The organism is Elusimicrobiota bacterium, from assembly GCA_016721625.1.
In the GTDB taxonomy this organism is placed as follows: domain Bacteria; phylum Elusimicrobiota; class Elusimicrobia; order FEN-1173; family FEN-1173; genus JADKHR01.
On sequence record JADKHR010000001.1, the window covers coordinates 229270 to 246740 of the forward strand.

At 60.1% G+C, this 17471-nt stretch carries 15 protein-coding genes; all 15 read left to right on the top strand.

Features of this window, described 5'->3' with window-relative positions:
* Positions 1-46 precede the first annotated feature (46 nt).
* The 15 genes from tatC to IPP35_00945 all read left to right on the top strand — a co-directional run bounded on the left by tatC (position 47) and on the right by IPP35_00945 (position 17230).
* Positions 47-721, top strand: coding sequence for a twin-arginine translocase subunit TatC (tatC, locus tag IPP35_00875; GenBank protein ID MBL0057693.1), 675 nt, complete (start codon positions 47-49; stop codon positions 719-721).
* Positions 722-790: 69 nt separating this feature from the next.
* Complete coding sequence (locus IPP35_00880) at positions 791-1114, top strand: ferredoxin family protein (protein MBL0057694.1); 324 nt, start codon at positions 791-793, stop codon at positions 1112-1114.
* 73 nt (positions 1115-1187) lie between these two features.
* Entirely contained in the window at positions 1188-3572 is a 2385-nt protein-coding gene (locus IPP35_00885) for a hypothetical protein (protein ID MBL0057695.1), read from the top strand.
* Between the two features lie 3 nt (positions 3573-3575).
* Positions 3576-4772 carry a hypothetical protein gene (locus tag IPP35_00890; protein MBL0057696.1) on the top strand — a complete coding sequence of 399 codons (1197 nt, stop codon included), beginning with the start codon at positions 3576-3578 and terminating at the stop codon, positions 4770-4772.
* A gap of 394 nt (positions 4773-5166) precedes the next feature.
* Positions 5167-5964: a 30S ribosomal protein S2 gene (gene rpsB, locus IPP35_00895; protein ID MBL0057697.1), complete on the top strand. Its 798-nt coding sequence runs from the start codon at positions 5167-5169 to the stop codon at positions 5962-5964.
* Between the two features lie 15 nt (positions 5965-5979).
* Entirely contained in the window at positions 5980-6870 is an 891-nt protein-coding gene (gene tsf, locus IPP35_00900; GenBank protein MBL0057698.1) for a translation elongation factor Ts, read from the top strand.
* Positions 6866-7585, top strand: a complete 720-nt coding sequence (locus IPP35_00905; protein MBL0057699.1) for a UMP kinase — start codon at positions 6866-6868, stop codon at positions 7583-7585. Before tsf ends, IPP35_00905 begins: the two co-directional genes overlap by 5 nt.
* 16 nt (positions 7586-7601) lie before the next feature.
* Positions 7602-8177 carry a ribosome recycling factor gene (gene frr, locus IPP35_00910; protein MBL0057700.1) on the top strand — a complete coding sequence of 192 codons (576 nt, stop codon included), beginning with the start codon at positions 7602-7604 and terminating at the stop codon, positions 8175-8177.
* 92 nt (positions 8178-8269) lie between these two features.
* Complete coding sequence (uppS, locus tag IPP35_00915; protein MBL0057701.1) at positions 8270-9043, top strand: di-trans,poly-cis-decaprenylcistransferase; 774 nt, start codon at positions 8270-8272, stop codon at positions 9041-9043.
* Between the two features lie 3 nt (positions 9044-9046).
* On the top strand, positions 9047-9904 hold the full coding sequence (locus IPP35_00920; protein ID MBL0057702.1) for a phosphatidate cytidylyltransferase: 858 nt from the start codon (positions 9047-9049) through the stop codon (positions 9902-9904).
* On the top strand, positions 9901-11070 hold the full coding sequence (locus IPP35_00925; GenBank protein ID MBL0057703.1) for a 1-deoxy-D-xylulose-5-phosphate reductoisomerase: 1170 nt from the start codon (positions 9901-9903) through the stop codon (positions 11068-11070). The genes IPP35_00920 and IPP35_00925 overlap by 4 nt, the downstream gene beginning before the upstream one ends.
* A gap of 67 nt (positions 11071-11137) precedes the next feature.
* A complete protein-coding gene (locus tag IPP35_00930) occupies positions 11138-12223 on the top strand; it encodes a site-2 protease family protein (GenBank protein MBL0057704.1) in 1086 nt (361 codons plus the stop codon).
* A gap of 3 nt (positions 12224-12226) precedes the next feature.
* Positions 12227-13936, top strand: a complete 1710-nt coding sequence (locus IPP35_00935) for a proline--tRNA ligase (GenBank protein ID MBL0057705.1) — start codon at positions 12227-12229, stop codon at positions 13934-13936.
* Positions 13937-13988: 52 nt separating this feature from the next.
* Entirely contained in the window at positions 13989-14459 is a 471-nt protein-coding gene (locus IPP35_00940) for a cyclic nucleotide-binding domain-containing protein (GenBank protein MBL0057706.1), read from the top strand.
* Between the two features lie 26 nt (positions 14460-14485).
* The gene (locus tag IPP35_00945) at positions 14486-17230 is read left to right on the top strand and encodes a CHASE2 domain-containing protein (GenBank protein ID MBL0057707.1); all 2745 of its coding nucleotides are present in this window, start codon (positions 14486-14488) and stop codon (positions 17228-17230) included.
* Positions 17231-17471 lie beyond the last annotated feature (241 nt).

A 17471-nucleotide genomic window follows, 5' to 3' on the forward strand; every position in this document is an offset into this window, starting at 1 on the left:
AACCTCGAATTTTCCCTCTGATACGCCCCTGGACCGGGGGCGTCCTTTGTCGGAGCATTTGGGGGAATTGCGGGGACGGCTCATCTGGAGCCTGTCAACGGTGGGCGGGTTGGTGGTGCCGGGATGGTACCTCAGCCGGATTTTGATCGTGCAAATGACGCGGGTCACCGGGCCCCTGGTGTTCCTCTCCCCGACGGAAGCCTTTGGCGCACAGTTGAGGCTGGCGGGGATCCTTGGGTTGGTTTTGGGAGCGCCGGTCCTCCTTTATCACCTGTGGCGATTCATCGGCGTGGCTCTCACGGTGAGCGAGCGTCGGGTGGTACTCGGCGCCCTTCCCATTTCTTACATGTTGTTCGCGGTGGGGTCTGCGTTGGGCTGGTTCGTGATCGTTCCCGCGGGGATGCGTTTTCTGGTTGGGTTTTCATCGCCGGAAATCCGGCCGACGCTTTCCGTGGAAGCGTGCGTGAGCTTCGCCCTATGGACCTCCTTCGGCTTGGGGATCCTCTTTCAACTTCCGGTGGTGATCGGCGCTTTGGCCCACTGGGGATTGGTGCGGGCCGCCGTGCTCGTTCGCTATCGGCGCCACGCGTTTTTGGGCATCTTGATGGTGGCCGCGATCCTCACGCCCGGGCCGGACGTTTTTTCGCAACTGCTTTTGGCTCTGCCCACGTACGCGCTCTTTGAGGTTTCCGTCTTGTTCGCCCGGTTTCTGGAGCCTTGACAGGGAACGTCGGCTTGTTGTAAATTAAGGTTTCAATTTTGAATCCAAACAAATTAAGGGAGAACCCGCATGGCTGCCATTGACCCCGATTTCCAGAAAAATCAAAAAGTGGTTAAGAAAGATGAAAAGTTCGGTTATCAAATTTGGAGCCCCTTTGAGCCGCCCGCCAAACTCGGGATCCATGGCACCTGGGTGGCGGTGGACTTCGACCTCTGCATCGCCGACGGCGCGTGCTTGGACGCCTGCCCGGAGAACGTTTTCGCCTGGGTGGACACGCCGGGCCATCCCGCCTCCGCCAAGAAAGCCGCGCCCGCCAAAGAGGACGCTTGCATTTTCTGCATGGCCTGCGAGAGCGTTTGCCCCGTGGTGGCCATCAAGATCACCCCGAAATAGTTTCATTGCCCGACCACTGTTATTTCAAGAAACCCCGGGCGTTCGCCCCGGGGTTTCTTTTTTGGAGGGTTCTATGACCCAGCTTCCAGGAAAACTTTTTTCGGCGGGTGTTCTCGTTTTAGCCATGGGAATTTTCCCCGGTTCTCTGCGGGCGGGGTCCGCCCAGGTCTCGCTGGATTTCGATCATCTCTCCCCGTCCGGGGGAACGTTTTTCGGCTCCAATATGGATATTTACGACAACCGCCATCCGGAAAAACACCTGGATGGGGAACGGCTCCTGGACCGATCCTTTGAATGGTCGCAAAACCAAGTTTGGGTCTCCACGTGGATCGGCGGTGCGGCGGGGAGTATGAGCCGAGTCACGTCGGAGGCCTACGGGGGAAAGGCGTCCCTTCGGGCGGCGGTGTCCACTCTTCCACCGGGGTCCGTGGCCGCCCTGATCGTGGCGGGTGTCTGGGTGAACCCGGGTGAGACCTATCGTTTTTCCATGTGGACGAAAAGTTCAACTTTCGGGGGCGGCGTGAAGGTTTCCTTGTTGGATACGGTGAGTTTTTCGCCGTTGGCGGCTCCTGTGACGGTTTCCGGCACGGGTGCGGTTTGGACCCGCTCACAAGCTGACTTTTCCGTGACGGGGTCCACCAGCAACGCGTTCCTCGTCCTTCAGTTCCTCTCGACCGGAACCGTCTGGGTGGACCAACTGAGTCTCGTCCCGGCGGGGGCCGGAATCCCGGGGGAACCCTTGGACGGGGCCCTGGATCGAGTCCATTTAAAATTCATGCGGTTTCCAGCGGGGAGCGAAGCCAACGCGTATGATTGGTCCAAGGCCATTGGCCCTCGGGATACGCGGGAAGCCACGGTCCCGGTCCAGGCTTACTACACCGCCAACGCCGGAGCCGGTTTCGACAAGCAACCCTACGCCAACGATGTCGGAGTCGACGAATTTCTCCAAATGTGCGAACGGAAGGGGTGGACGCCCCTTCTCACCGTAAACGTCGCTTCCGGGCCCGCCCATGCCGCCAACTGGGTGGAATACTGCAACGGCGACGGGGGGACCTTCTGGGGCTCCCGCCGCGCCGCCAACGGGCGTTCGGCGCCTTACCATGTGACCTATTGGGAAGTGGGCAACGAACTTTGGAACCAAGAGGCCCCGGAACCGGGGGCCCAGGCTCACGCGAATGGATACACCCAAGGGAACACGGACAATTACATCTCCGTTTTTCAGTCCTTCGCCGCCGCCATGAAGGCCAAGGACCCCTCGATCCTCGTGGGCGCGGTGGGGGGGGCGAAACCCTCCGATTCCATCGTGGCGGGGTTCGTGGACCCGGACTGGGACGCCGACCTTTTAACGGGGGCGGGCCCCCGCATGGATTTCATCGCCAGCCACTATTACGCGCCCGGCCCCGACGCCGGGAACCCTTCCTTTTCCGTCGTCGCCCAGGTCCTCGCGGCAGCTCCATTTTATTTTGAGTCGGAAATGGCCGCACTCTCGGCGGCGGCTCCGGCCTCGGTCCAGCGGACGGTGACGGAATACGGGGTCTCCCCCGCCAGTACCGCCACCGCCGACGACACCGCGCTGGGCCAAACCTGGGCTGCTGGGCTCTATTGGGCCGGGATGCAGAACGCCTTTCTTCGGCAAAAGATCTCCTTCGCTACCCAGCACGATCTTCTGAACGAATCGGGGTCTCTCTTGATGAACACGAGCGACGCCGCGGGCCGGCACATCGTGGTGGAGCGCGTGCCCTCTTTGGTGTTGGGCCTGTATGCCGAAAATAGGAAAAGCGCTCTCCTCAACCCGACGACCTCCGTGGCCACCTTCTCTTCCCCCGCGATCGGGTGGATGTCCGCTCAAACGAACGTGCCTCTGCTGGACGTGGCGGCGAGCGCGGACCCAGCGACGGGGGACGTCTCCGTGTTCGTCGTGAACCGGAGCCCGACCGAAGATATTTCCACGGCGATCCGGTTCGATCATTTTCCGGGATGGGTCCGATGTTTGGGGGGAGACGTTCTTTCCGGTCCGTCCCTGGACGCGAAGAACACGCCGGCCGATCCCCTCGCCATCGTTCGGCGTCCGGTTCCCGTTTCGGACGTCTCCGCGACGTCAACGGCGGCGGATTCCTTCCGGTCCTTTCAGTCCCTCTTCGGGAAAGCGTCGGTCAGCATCCTTCGATTTTCCTACGCCGATCCGAAAGTGTCGGGGGACGCCCCCGTGGCGTTTCCCGTTCCGTTCGACCCGGCGAAAGGATCCCCCTTGAGCGTCGCCCCGGTGGCGGAGGGTGCGGAACCCCAACTGTTTTCCATGGATGGACGCCTGGTCCGGAAGCTTCCGGCGGCCGTGGGCGGCCGAAGCCTGTGGGACGGCACGAACGCGGAGGGGCGACTCGTGGCCAGCGGGGTGTATCTGCTCCGGATCGAATCCGCCGGAAAACACTGGACCAAGAAGATCATCGTTCAGAGATAACGAATGGCTAAGAGTTTGATTAAACTTTCTTTTACCGCACGATACCCATCTCCCTTTCTAAACCAACTGGTGGCTGTCTGGCTTTCTATTTTCCTTCTAACCTCTGGGTGTGTCACGCCAAAGGTTGGCCAATTGGGACTGACACCGCGAAAGCTAGAAAGCCATATGGCGGCTGTTGCGCCGGATGGGAGCATTGCCATCCAAGCAACCCTCGTCGGACGGAAAGGTCGATTCAACCGATATGTTTTTAAAGACGGGAAATCTTTGCGGGACATGCCTCGTATCAGCTATTACCCGCAGGAGCTTGTCTCCATGAATTCAACCATCGGCGAGGGATGGAAAATGATCCCGCGTCATTTTTGGAATCGGGACGCTTCCCCCGATGAACTTCCGCCCCAATTTTCCAACGCCGCTTTCATCTATCCTATGGATCGGGCCCTTCCATACAAGACGGATCAAGGAGTAAAGCTTTTACAATTCAGTGAGTTCACGGGGATCCCAGACGAACGGGCTCCCTGGGCTTATTTTGCACAGGTTTTATTGATCCCAGCGGCGGCGGTTGACATCGTCATCGGTGGGGTTGTTCTTGTTGGTGGAGTTGTTCTTGTTGCGTTCCTCATCCCGGCCGCACTGATCTCCGGAATTGGACCCAACGGTCTGAGGCGCACGAATACGGACAAATGGGAAGTTCGAACCGTTCATTCCCACCCCTTCATTGGGGGGAAACCAAGTCCAAGTCTGACGTTTGAGATTGAAGTGCCGAAGAAGACGATACGGGTTCTGGGAAGCGATACTCTTATGGCACTGCACCCGATTCGCATGGGGGGCTTGACCGAAACCCAGTATCTTATTCAGATTTTCTGCGACGCGCATTCATATCCGGATTGGAAACGGATTTCCGAAAATGGGGTTCAAGGATCAACGACGCCCGCCCAGGGGTTATTCGGCGGGGCAAGCCAACCGGATTTTTCGCAATGGAAAAGGGATTATTATCCGGATCTTGACCGATTGGATTTGCCCAAGGAAACTTTGTATCGGAAGGATTTCATTCAAGGGGATGTGATCGTAACCTGGGAGGCAACGTATAACAAGAGATTCCTTAAGGGTCCGGAAACGGAAAAGAACCCATTAGCAGAACAGGACGAAAAGACAATTCGCCGTATCATGAACTCAATCGCCCTCATCGAGGACAAAAAGTGAAAATTCAAAGACCAAGGCTGGCGGCAGTTCCTCGGTTAAGGGAAGAGGCCTTGTCCCCGAATGAAATAAAGAGGGTTGGTTCGGCTCGGGGGCTCCTCCCGCCGCTTGCGGAGGGACGGGCAATGCGCTAAAATAAACCTGTTGCAAGGAAGGGGTTTGGCGAGGAGGATTCTCGCCGGGCCCTATCTCACACACCTTTGGATGGCCGTTGGGGTTCCCCTCTGGGGCCGACGGCGAGTGAAGAGGGTGGAGGCCGCTCGCCACGAGCGGAGAAAAACCGCGCGTCGTCCGGAACCCCTTGGTTCCGAGACCATCGTTGGCGTCCGCGTGAGAGCGGTCCTTTGCGGGACCGCTCTTTTTCGTGGAGGCGAGGACGCGACATTCAGGAGGCATCATGGCCACCGTATCGATGAAAGCCCTGTTGGAAGCCGGGGTCCATTTTGGACACCAAACCCGGCGTTGGAACCCGAAAATGGCGAAATATATTTTCGGAAGCCGCAACAATATTCACATCATCGACCTTCAAAAAACCGTCAAAGAGCTTAAAAAGGCTCTCGTCTATGTCCGGGACATGGCGGCGCAGGGAAAAACATTCCTTTTTGTGGGAACGAAGAAACAGGCCCGCGAAGCCATCGCGCAGGAGGCGGCGCGCTGCGATATGCCGTTCGTGCGGGACCGTTGGTTGGGCGGCACGTTGACGAACTTTGAGACCGTCCGCCGGTCGGCGAAACGGCTACAAGAACAGGAGCGCATGAAACAGAGCGGCGTTTTCACGTCCTTGTCGAAAAAAGAGGGGCTACGACGCGAGAAAGAAATCAAACGGTTGGGGAAATCCCTGGACGGCATCAAAAACATGTCCCGGCTTCCGGATGTCCTTTTCGTCGTGGACCCCGTTCAAGAGATCACGGCGGTCACCGAATCCCGGCGGATGGAAATCCCGGTGGTGTCCATTTGCGACACCAACTGCGATCCGGACTTGATCGACTATCCCATGCCCGGCAACGACGACGCCATTCGCTCGGTTCGGCTATTCTGCAAATTGGTGGCCGACACCATCCTGGAAGGGCGGGAATCCTCCAAACCCAAGGACCCGCTGGTGTCGGAAGACGTGGTGTTGGAACAAGAAATTCTTTTGACGGACGGCGTGGAATCCGGTTCCTTGGCGGCCGGAACCACCCCGGCCGGGAACTAGGCGGAGGATCGGACCATGGCGGAGATCACAAGCGAAGCGGTGGCCAAGCTCCGGGGAAAAACCGGGGCGGGGTTGATGGATTGTAAGCGCGCGTTGACCCAAACGGGCGGCGATTTTGAAAAGGCGATCTTGGTCGTTCGGGAGCAAGGGTCGGCCTCGGCGGCCAAGCGCTCCGGGCGCGTGACGGGGGACGGGCTCGTGACGTCCTACGTTGACCCGGCGGGAAAATCCGCGGTGTTGATGGAGCTGAATTGCGAGACGGACTTCGTGGCCCGCACCGAGGACTTTCAGAATTTCCTGACGGAGTTGGCCCAAGAAGCCGGCCGGGCGAATCCGGCCTGGAAGACGCCGGCGGACGCCCCGCAGGACCGTTTGCGGGACGTGGCGGCGAAGGTCAAAGAAAACATTCAATTGCGGAACGGCCGTTTCACCCGGTTCGACCGGGTGGCCCCCGGGATTTTCGCCGTCTACATCCATCCGTCGGCCCCCTATGGGAAAGTGGGCGTACTCCTGGAGCTCGGCGTGGCGGGGGACGGCGCGGCGGCGCTTGAAAAAGAGGAAGCCAAGGCCCTGGCTCGGGACCTGGCCATGCAGATCGCGGCCGCGAGCCCGCGGTTCGTCCGGAAGGAGGATGTTTCGGCGGACGTGGTGGAGCAGGAAGGGGCGATCGCCAAGGAACAAGCTCGGCGCGAGGGCAAACCCGAAAAAATATGGGATAAGATCGTGCAAGGGAAGATCCAACAATACTACGGTCAGTTCTGTTTGATGGAACAACCTTTTGTAAAGCCGGTGGAGGGTCAAAAACCTCCCACGGTGGGGCAGGTGGTGGAGCAGGTGTCGAAGAAAGTGGGCGCCACCCTGATCCCTCGCCGGTTCGTCCGCTTGAAAGTGGGCGAGGAAGATTAAACTGAAACCCGTCCGCCGCGTCGTCCTGAAACTTTCGGGCGAGGCTCTATTGGGCCGCTCGGGAGGAGGGGGGATCGACGTGGACGCGTTGTTCCGGATCGCCCAGGAACTGAACTCGGCGCGGAAAGCCCACCACCAAATCGCGGTGGTGGTGGGGGGCGGAAACATTTGGCGGGGCGGGCGCGGGCAGGGAAAAGAGTTGGACCGGGTGATTTCCGACCAGATGGGCATGTTAGCGACCCTGGTGAATGCCCTGGCCCTCCAGGACGCCTTGGAACAGACGGGGGTGCCGACGCGCGTCCTGTCGGCCATGGAAGTGGCGAAGGTGGCCGAACCTTACATTCGGCGGCGTGCCATTCGGCACCTTGAAAAAGGACGGATCGTTATTTTCGCCGCCGGGACGGGGAACCCCTTCTTCTCGACGGACACCGCCGCGGCGCTCCGGGCCTCGGAAATCGAGGCGGGCGCCGTTCTGAAAGCCACGCAAGTGGACGGCGTTTATGACGCCGATCCCCATAAGAATCCGCGCGCCAAAAAATACAAGAACTTGACTCTGCTCCAGGCCCTGCGGGACCGGTTGGGCGTCATGGACGCCACGGCGCTTTCGCTTTGTTTGGAAAACAAAATCCCTGTCCGCGTCTTCAACTTAAAGGAACCCGGGAACATTCGCCGGGCCATTTCGGGCGAAAACGTGGGAACCCTCGTGACCCCGTAAACGGAAAGGAAACGCCATGTCCAACGTCCCCCCCGCCGTCCAGCCGACCTTCAACGAAGCCGAAGGGAAAATGAAAAAATCCCTGGAAAAGCTCTTTCAGGAATTTTCGGCCCTCCGATCGGGCCACGCCACCGGAACTCTTTTGGATCACATCAAGGTGGACTATTATGGGACCCACACGCCGCTCAAGCAGTTGGCCGCCGTGGGGTTGCCGGATGGGCGGACCATTGAAATCAAACCCTGGGACGTGGGATCGCTTCAGGCCATTGAGAAAGCCATTCAAACCTCCGACCTGGGGCTCACGCCCAACAACGATGGAAAACTCATCCGCTTGGTGATCCCCATGCTGACGGAAGAGCGTCGGAAAGAAATGGTTCGGGCGGTCCGCAAGATCGCCGAAGATTTCCGTGTCGCCATCCGTAACGACCGGCGGGACGCCATGGAAAAGATCAAGAAAGCCGAAAAGGATAAAGTCTTGACCGAGGACCAACGCAAAACCGCCGAGGGAGCCCTTCAGGCCCTGACGGATCTTTACGTGAAGCGAGTGGACGACGGGCTCGCGGCCAAGGAAAAAGACATTCTGACCATTTAAGCCCGCGAGAAAAAGATTGAATCGAGGCGTTCGCCCTTCATTGGTTTTTCGAGATTTCCGTTAAGGGTCGATTTTTAGGCTCTTACCCTTCCATGCCTTCCCTTCTCCGCTCTCCAAAGTCCACAGCCCCCCGGGGGGGGGACGGACAATCCTTTGCTCCGGCCGTTCTTCCTGACGGCTTCGATCGGTCCCGCTTGCCGCGCCACGTGGCGGTGATCATGGACGGCAACGGGCGGTGGGCAAAAGAACGCGGTCTGCCTCGGCTCATGGGGCATCGGGCGGGGGCCGAGAGCGTGCGGGAAATCGTTCGTGTCTCGGGAGAATGGGGAATCGAAGCGCTCACCCTCTTCGCCTTTTCAACGGAAAATTGGTCCCGTTCGCCGCAAGAAGTGCGGGGGTTGATGAGTCTCCTGGTTCACACCCTGCGCAGGGAGGTCCGGGAGCTGGACCGGAACGGTGTCCAACTCCGGGCCATTGGGCGAATCGAAGGGCTTCCCGCGTCGGTTCAAAAGGAGCTTCGGCGAACCATCGACGCGTTGTCCGGAAACCGGGGCGTCCTCTTGACGCTGGCCTTGAATTACGGAGGACGACAGGAAATCGTCGACGCCGCGCGAGCCGCGTTGGCGGCGGGGGAGACGATCTCAGAAGAGTCCATTTCCCGGCATCTTCAAACAGCGCCCCTCCTGGACCCGGACCTTCTCATCCGGACCTCCGGCGAATACCGGCTTTCGAACTTCCTCCTCTGGCAGTCCGCTTACACGGAACTTTACGTCACACCCGTCTATTGGCCGGATTTTCGGAAGAAACAGTTCAGCGACGCGATCGCGGACTACCAGCGGCGTGAGCGTCGTTTCGGGGCCGCCTGACCCATGGTGCTTCCTCGCCTCCTCACTGCGTTGGTCCTGGCGCCCCTGTTCCTTTGGGCGTTGTTTCTGGGGAGCGTCCCCTTTATGGTTTTCATGTGGATGTTGATCCTCTTGGCTTTGTGGGAATTTCAACACATGGCGGAGGCGGGGGGGTATGCCACCCAAGGAATGGCTGGGATCGTGGCGGGGGGGGCCGTGACGCTGTCCCTCCTTTTCCCGGGGGTGCGGCATCAACTTCCCTTCGAGGCCCAGGCCCCGGCCTTCGCCGTCATGCTGGCGCTGTTGATTCTGGTTTTGCGGGAATTATTTCGAAAAGACAAAGGGGTCTCCATGTTGCGGCTGGCGATGTCGCTGACGAGCCTCCTCCTGATCGTTTGGCCGCTGGGGTATTTTGCTCTCCTGCGCGATTTGCGTGGAACCACGGAGGCTCTTCGAAACGGCGGGTTTCAGGCCGCGCTCTTTTTGGTGGTGTTGATTTGGACCCAAGACACGGCGGCCTGGGCGGTGGGGATGTCCATTGGAAAGCATCGCCTGGCCCCGGCGGTGAGCCCCAAAAAATCCTGGGAGGGGGCCCTGGGGGGCCTGGTCGCCGCGGTTCTCGTCTCTCTGGCCCTTCGCGAAACTTGGATGAAAGACCTTTTCGGTCGCGGCGAAATTGTTGTTTTGGCCATCGTCCTGGGGGTGTTGGCCCAGTTTTCGGATTTGGCCGAATCCTTGATGAAACGGTGTTTCGGCGTGAAAGATTCCTCGGCCCTTTTGCCGGGGCATGGGGGCGTTTTGGATCGGTTTGATTCGTTTTTGCTTTCCTCGCCTTTCTTGTATTTCTATTTGATCTCGGTCGGCAAGGTGGGGATGTTTTGAGGCGGATCGCGATCCTGGGATCCACGGGATCCATCGGTATGAACGCGCTCGACGTCGTACGCCGACTGAACCGCGGTGGCGATTCGATCCGCGTTTCCGCCCTTTCGGCGCGGGCCAACCTCCCGGCGCTCCAACGGCAAATCATGGAATTTAGGCCGGCTCTCGCGGTGGTGGGGGAACCGGAGGCGGGTTCAATTCTCTCCCGTTGGGCGCGGGGTCGCCGGCTCAAGTTGAGCGTGAAGACGGGGCTTCCTGGGTTGGTCCAGGCGGCGGCCTGGCCGGGGGTGGAGTTGGTCCTGTCGGCGGTGGTGGGCGCGGTGGGTCTGACTCCTCTGGTGGCCGCTCTGCGGGCCGGCAAGAAGGTCGCCCTGGCCAATAAAGAAGCGTTGATTGTCGCGGGCGAATTTCTGATGCAAACCGCCCGCCGCCACGGGGCCGAAATCCTTCCGGTGGACAGCGAACATTCCGCGATGTTTCAATGTCTGGGAGGCCGGACCGGGCCCGGCGCCGGCGTGCGTCGATTGATTTTAACCGCCTCGGGCGGCGCATTTTATCGTCGGAAAGGGTCGCTCTCGAACGTGAGCGTGGAGGAGGCGCTCCACCACCCGACCTGGACGATGGGCCGCAAAATCACCGTCGACTGCGCCACGCTGACGAACAAGGGGTTGGAGGCCATTGAGGCCCACCATCTTTTCAACGTGCCCCTGGACAAAATTGAAATCGTGATCCATCCTCAATCCATCGTGCACTCCTTGGTGGAATTTGAGGATGGGTCCATGCTGGCCCAGCTGTCTCATCCCGATATGCGCCTTCCGATCCAATACGCGCTCACCCACCCGGACCGCCGTCCAACGCCTGTGCGTCCCTTGCAATTGGACGAAATTCGGAAACTTGAATTCCATAAACCGAATTTTCATCGCTTTCCCTGTTTGTCCTTGGCGTTGGAAGCGGGTCGACGGGGGGGGGCGTGGCCCGCCGTGTTTAACGGCGCCAACGAGGTCGCCGTCCAGGCCTTTTTGGATCGCCGGCTTTCTTTCACCGGCATTCCACGGCTTTGCCGTGCGGTGATGGACCGGCGGCGACCGTCGGGGAAAGAACGGGGTTTGCCGGCCATTCTGGCGGCGGATGCCTGGGCCCGGCGCGAGGCCCATTCGCTCTTGGCGTAACGAATCGCGGGGATGGCTTCTACGGAATTCGATTTTTGAACCGCATTGAGATGAAAGGGAGACAACGATGGATCTATTGATCGGCGGTTTAGGCGTGGTGTTCGCTTTCGGCTTGGTGGTGTTTGTCCACGAGTTCGGGCATTTCATTGTGGCCAAAAAGTCCGGGGTTCGAGTGGATCGTTTTTCGTTCGGGCTGGGACCCGAAATGTTCGGCTTTCAATGGGGGGAGACGCGCTACTGTGTGGCGTGGATCCCCCTGGGGGGAGAAGTTCGCATGGCCGGGGAAATGGAACCGGGCGGAGATCCCAAGGCGGTGCGCGATCCCCGGGAGTTCTTCGCCAAGCCTTGGTATCGGCGGATCCCCATTGTCGTGGCCGGGCCGGCCATGAATTACGTGTTGGCTTACGCGTTGTTCAGTTTCGTTTTTCTCCTCTGGGGAAACCCCCAACCGTCCACCGATCCAGTGGTGGGCGATCTCGTGGAAGGGTTTCCGGCGAAGGCCGCCGGGCTCCAGCCGGGGGACCGGTTTTTGACCGTGGATGGGAAGCCGGTGGCCGCCTGGTCCGAGGTGGCCGGAATCATCCATCTGAACCCGGATCGACCGATCCAGATGAGCGTCCGCCGTCCGGGGGGCGGTGAAATGGAATTCGTGGTGACGCCGCGCCGGGATACACCGACGGGCCAGGGGTTGATCGGCATCTCCCCCGTGATGGGGTACGCTCCCATGCCGCTCGGTTCCGCGTTGATGGCGGGGGGGCAACAGACGGTGTTTTGGACCCGGCACACCTTGTCGTATTTGGGAGAAAAAATCGTCCACCGGGAGAAACCCGATTTGGCCGGGCCCATCGGGATCGCCACGGTTATATCCAAATCAGCCCGGAGCGGCATTCAGGATTATCTTTTCTTGATCGCCTTGATTTCTCTCGGGATCGGTCTCTTCAATCTGTTCCCTATCCCGATGTTGGACGGAGGCCATTTGGTTTTCTTCCTTTGGGAAGGCATTTTCCGCCGACCGGTGACGCGCCGAGCCGTCCAAGCCGCGAACGCGGTGGGGCTCTCCCTTCTTCTGGGGATCCTGGTCTTCGCCACCTATTCCGACATTCAGCGGATGAGGGTCAAACCCTCCGACGCCGTCGCGGTCCAACCCAAGTAAGCCATGCGACTCTCCCGGTATCTCCTTCCCACACTCAAAGAATTGCCGTCGGACGCCGATACGGTTTCGGCGCGGCTGATGCTTCGGGCGGGAATGATCCGCAAAGTGGCCAGCGGGTTGTACGAATGGCTTCCGTTTGGTTTGCGCGTCTTGAGAAAGGTGGAGCGAATTGTTCGGGAGGAAATGGACCGCGTCGGGGGCCTGGAGGTCTGGCTTCCGGTGGTTCAGCCCAAGAGCCTTTGGGAAGAGTCCGGCCGCTGGGGAGCCTACGGTCGGGAAATGATGCGGTTGAAAGACCGCAAGGACACGGAATTCTGTCTGGCCCCGACGGCCGAGGAAGTCATCACCGACCTGGTTCGACGGGAGGTTCGTTCTTATCGCGAGCTTCCGCTTCTCCTGTATCAGTTCGGAACCAAATTTCGGGATGAGGTTCGTCCCCGGTTCGGCGTCATGCGGGCCCGAGAATTTTATATGAAGGATGCGTATTCTTTTCACGCCGACGAGGCCAGCGCCGAATCCACCTACAAAATGGTCCTGGAGGCCTACACCCGCATTTTTACCCGGTGCGGTCTTAAGTTTCGACCGGTGGAGGCGGACACGGGGGCCATCGGCGGCAACTTTTCCCACGAGTTCATGGTTCTGGCGGAGACGGGGGAGGAAACCATCGCTTCTTGCGCGGCCTGCGGCTACGCGGCCAACGTGGAACGGGCCGAATCCCTGCCGCTTCCGGCGGAGTCCGGCGATGCGCTCCCGCCCGAGGAGGTCTCCACGCCCGGGGCCGGGTCGGTGGAGGCGGTGGCCAAGCTGTTGAATGCGCCGAAAGAAAAATTCATCAAAACCGTTTTCTACGTGGCCGACGGCCAACCGGTGGTGGCCCTCGTCCGGGGAGACCTGGAACTGAACGAACATAAGCTCCAGCGGGTTCTCGGGGCCAAAGTGATGTTCAAGGCGGGGAACGACGTCTACCGCCAGGTGGCGGGTTGCGAGCCGGGATTCGCGGGCCCCGTCCAACTGAAAGCGACGCTCGTGGCCGACACCAGCGTGATGGGCGTCGTCAACGGGATTTCCGGCGCGAACAAGACGGATGTTCACCTCCGCCACATCAACCCCGGCCGCGATTTCAATCCGGAACGGGTGGCCGACATCCGGATGGTGAAAGAAAAAGACCCTTGCCCAAAATGCAAATCTGCATTAAGCTTCTTTAAGGGCATCGAAGTGGGGCATGCCTTCAAACTGGGGACCAAATATTCCGTGGCCATGAACGCGGGGTTCCTGGGGGAGAAGGGCGTCAAAACCCCTTTCGTCATGGGCTGTTACGGCATCGGGGTGAGCCGCGTGGTGGCCGCCGCCATCGAACAGTCCAACGACGCCGAAGGCATTCGGTGGTCGGGAGGGCTGGCGCCGTTCGACGTGATGGTACTTCCGCTCAGCGTGGAGGAGCCCCGCTTGATGGAGGCGACGGAACGTTTGGAGAAAGAATTGACCGCCGCGGGGCTGGAGGTTCTGGTCGACGACCGGGACCAGCGGGCCGGTGTCAAGTTTAAGGACGCGGATCTGCTGGGCATCCCCTGGCGGGTCACGGTGGGCGAGAAAAAATTGGCCTTGGGTCATGTGGAAATAAAACGGCGCGGGGCCGGAGAATCCATGGACGTGGCTCTCGATCGGGCCACGGCGATCCTGGTGTCTGAGCGGGGGAAACCCGCGGCGGATTGAATGTAAAAAAGGGTCTCGCGGAGCGGGCGGAAGGCGCCCAAAATGAGTCGAAATGCCATTCGATGATACGCTGTTTATTAAACGGAACGTGGACATTTTGTCTTTTTTTACCGACGACAAAATCCGACAGATCACGGCGGAACTGGTTCATCAGACCTTCAAGAGCGGCCAAACCGTGGTGTTCCAGGGGGAGATCAGCCACAACTTTTTCATCCTGAAAAGCGGGAGCGCCCAGGTCTTTTCGAAATCCGGCGGGAACAAGGTGCTTCTGGGGGAATTGAAGGCGGGCGATTTCTTTGGGGAAATATCGCTCCTGGATTCCACCACGGCCGACGCGACCATTCGTTCCACGGCGGACAACACCGAAGTCCTCATGGTCCCCCACGACACCTTCAAGCGCTTCTTGCGGGAAAACCCCGGATTGGAATTGTCCTTGAGGGAACGGGTGGCCGCCCGGATTCGGCAGAAGGCGGAAGCCCTCCGGGCTCGCACGGCCCCGCCTCCCCCCGGCGGGGCGAAGTAAATGGTTTGCGGGACGGGCCCTCTCGCTTGAAACGACTCGGGGGTTGGGACGCCCTCATCGGGCTTGTTTTCACCGGACTCTTCTTTGTCCTGGCCGCGCTTTCTCTCCCCTTTACGGAATCCTTCGAACACAAACTCTATGACCTTCGTCTCCGCGCCCTCGCCCATTCCCCTCCCAGCGAAGACATTTGTTTGGTGGCCATCGACGCCCCGTCCATTGAAGCGGTCGGGCGTTGGCCCTGGCCCCGTAGCGTCTTTGCCGACCTCTTGGGCCGCATTGCGGCGGGCGAACCCAGGGCCCTGGGGTGCGCGGTTATATTTTCCGAACCCGATGAAAACCAGGGGCTGGTCGCGCTCCGGGAACTCCGGGAGGAATACCAGTCCTTGCTGGAAGGGGAAGACGAGGCCCTCCGTCCGCTCTGGCGCCGGTTGCGTAAAGACAAGCGGTATAAAAAGGATGTGGAGGATCCTCCGTTGGGCGACCTTCGCGGTTTCGCCCAGACCATGGAGGAAGCCGCCAAGGCATTGGACAGCGATGCCCGATTAAAGGAAACGCTCTCCCAGACCCGCCGGGTTCTGTTGGCGTTTTACTTTCGTTCCTTGGGGGGGCCGGGAGGCGAGGAGCCTCCCGAGGTGGTGGAACGGATGAAAAACGCGGGCCTGCTTCAAGGACAAGTTGTGGAAAATGGCGGCGGGGCCCTGCCGGAAGGAGCCATGCCGCTTTTGCCCCTGGCCGAATTCGGATCGCTGGCGGAAGGCTTGGGACATACCACCGTGATTCAGGATTCGGACGGGGCGGTCCGCGCGGATGCACCCGTGATGAAATTCCGAGGACAGTATGTGCCCTCCCTGGCGCTTCAGATGGCCCGGGTGGCGATGAACCTCAAAAACAAAGACATCCAAGTTCGGCCGGGAGTCGAGATTCTTCTGGGACAACGCCGCATTCCCCTGGATTCGAATTCTCGAATGTTGATCAAATTCGCGGGCGGGTTCGACTCCATCAAGAAAGAGTCGGCCGTCGACATTCTTCGGGAGAAGGGCGGGCTCCCGTCCCGGGTTTTCAAAGACAAACTCGTTTTGGTGGGCATCACGGATACCGCCTTGGGCAGTTCTTTCGTGACTCCGGTGGATCCCGCTTACCAGTTCAACGGGATCGTTCTGTCCGCGCTCCGCAATATTTGGGAAGGGGATTTTCTGTCGCGCCCGTCCTGGGCCCCTCGCGCGGAATATGGGTGGCTGGCTCTCATCGGTTTGTTCGTGACGTTCGTTCTTCCGCGCTTGAAGGGAAAGGCGGGTTTGGCCGTTTCCCTGGTTCTCTTTCTGGGGACGGGTGGTGCCGGGGTCTACCTGTTCGCCGCCAAGAGTTGGTGGATCAAACTGTTCTATCCTCTGGCTCTTTTGTTCATCACTTACGTTGTGATCACGGTCCGGCGGTTTTTCTTTACGGAAACGCGGCGGGACTTGGTGGAGGCCCAAAGCATCGAAACGCAAAAAAGCCTCGGTCTGTCGTACCAATCCCAGGGTCTGCTCGACATGGCGTTTGAAAAATTGCAGAAGTGCCCGGTGGACGAGGACATGAAGAAGGTTCTCTACAACCTGGCCTTGGATTTCGAACGCAAACGCCAGTTCGGCAAAGCGGGAGCCGTTTACGATCACATCGGCCAGGTCGATGCGGGGTTTAAAGACATCGGGGCACGCTCCAAGGCCGCCAAGCAAGCCAGCGAAGCGGGCGGGTTGGCCGGCGGATTGGGCGGGAAGGGGGGCGGCACCGTGGTCTTCGGCGCCGGCGCCGCCAAGCCCACCCTGGGTCGATACGAAATCGAAAAAGAACTGGGCCGGGGCGCCATGGGCGTTGTTTACCTCGGGCGGGACCCCAAGATCAACCGCCAGGTCGCGGTCAAGACCCTTCGGTTCGACGATGACAATGACGCCGAATCGGCGAAGGCGATCCGCGAGCGATTTTTCCGGGAGGCCGAGTCCGCGGGGACCCTGAACCACCCGAACATCATCCGCATCTTCGACGCGGGGGAAGACGGCGACATTTCCTTCATCGCCATGGAACTCTTGGATGGAGAAGACTTGAAAAAATACGTGGAAAAAGCCAACCTCCTTCCCGTTCCCCAGGTGGTGGACTATGTGGCCCAGATCGCCGACGCGTTGGATTATGCCCACGCTCACGGTGTCTTTCACCGCGACATCAAGCCGGCCAACGTGATGCGGCTGAAGGACGGGACGCTCCGGGTGACGGATTTCGGCATCGCGCGCATCGCGGCGTCTTCCAAGACGGCCACGGGCACCGTTCTCGGGACCCCCAGCTACATGTCGCCGGAGCAGTTGTCGGGGAAAAAAGTGAACGGTCGGTCGGACCTTTTTTCTCTGGGGGTGATGCTCTACGAGATGTTGACCGGCGAAAAACCTTTTGAGGGCGACAGCATCGCCACCCTGCTTTTCAGGATCGCCAACGAAACCCATCCCGATCCTCGCTTAAAGAGGCCGGACCGGATCACCCCCGCGCTCAAGGCCGTGATCGACCGGGCTATGGAGAAGGACCCCGATTTGCGGTATCAGCGCGGGGGGGAAATGTTGCGGGATCTTCGCGCCGCGCTTCAGAAACCGGAGGAACCTCCTCCGGCCAGCCACCCGCCGAAACCGCGGGTTTCGGAGTCGACCCTGTCACTCTCGGTCGGGCCCGAAAAAGTCGCTGATCCTACGTCGGCGACGGTGCCCGACGGGAAAGACGCCGGGCCCTCGGCGGGAAGGACCGCGCTATGAAACTGGCCGCCGCGGTGTTGTCGGATACCGGAAGGGTTCGGAAGAACAACGAGGATTCCTGTTTGGTGGATGACGCCCTTGGACTTCTGGTGGTGGCCGACGGAATGGGGGGGCACTCGGCGGGCGAAGTGGCGAGCCGGCTGGCCGTCGACGTGGTGCGGGAGCAGGTCGCTCGGGGGCTCCAGACCGGCCAGATCCCGGCGGTGATGGAATCCCGCTCCACTGGTCGGACCGGACCCGG

Bases quoted from the DNA above. Each gene is read 5' to 3' on its own strand.
- rpsB (MBL0057697.1), top strand. From the start codon at position 5,167: ATGGCCACCGTATCGATGAAAGCCCTGTTGGAAGCCGGGGTCCATTTT.
- frr (MBL0057700.1), top strand. From the start codon at position 7,602: ATGTCCAACGTCCCCCCCGCCGTCCAGCCGACCTTCAACGAAGCCGAA.
- IPP35_00930 (MBL0057704.1), top strand. From the start codon at position 11,138: ATGGATCTATTGATCGGCGGTTTAGGCGTGGTGTTCGCTTTCGGCTTG.
- uppS (MBL0057701.1), top strand. From the start codon at position 8,270: ATGCCTTCCCTTCTCCGCTCTCCAAAGTCCACAGCCCCCCGGGGGGGG.
- tsf (MBL0057698.1), top strand. From the start codon at position 5,980: ATGGCGGAGATCACAAGCGAAGCGGTGGCCAAGCTCCGGGGAAAAACC.
- IPP35_00885 (MBL0057695.1), top strand. From the start codon at position 1,188: ATGACCCAGCTTCCAGGAAAACTTTTTTCGGCGGGTGTTCTCGTTTTA.
- IPP35_00890 (MBL0057696.1), top strand. From the start codon at position 3,576: ATGGCTAAGAGTTTGATTAAACTTTCTTTTACCGCACGATACCCATCT.
- IPP35_00935 (MBL0057705.1), top strand. From the start codon at position 12,227: ATGCGACTCTCCCGGTATCTCCTTCCCACACTCAAAGAATTGCCGTCG.
- IPP35_00940 (MBL0057706.1), top strand. From the start codon at position 13,989: ATGCCATTCGATGATACGCTGTTTATTAAACGGAACGTGGACATTTTG.
- IPP35_00920 (MBL0057702.1), top strand. From the start codon at position 9,047: ATGGTGCTTCCTCGCCTCCTCACTGCGTTGGTCCTGGCGCCCCTGTTC.
- IPP35_00880 (MBL0057694.1), top strand. From the start codon at position 791: ATGGCTGCCATTGACCCCGATTTCCAGAAAAATCAAAAAGTGGTTAAG.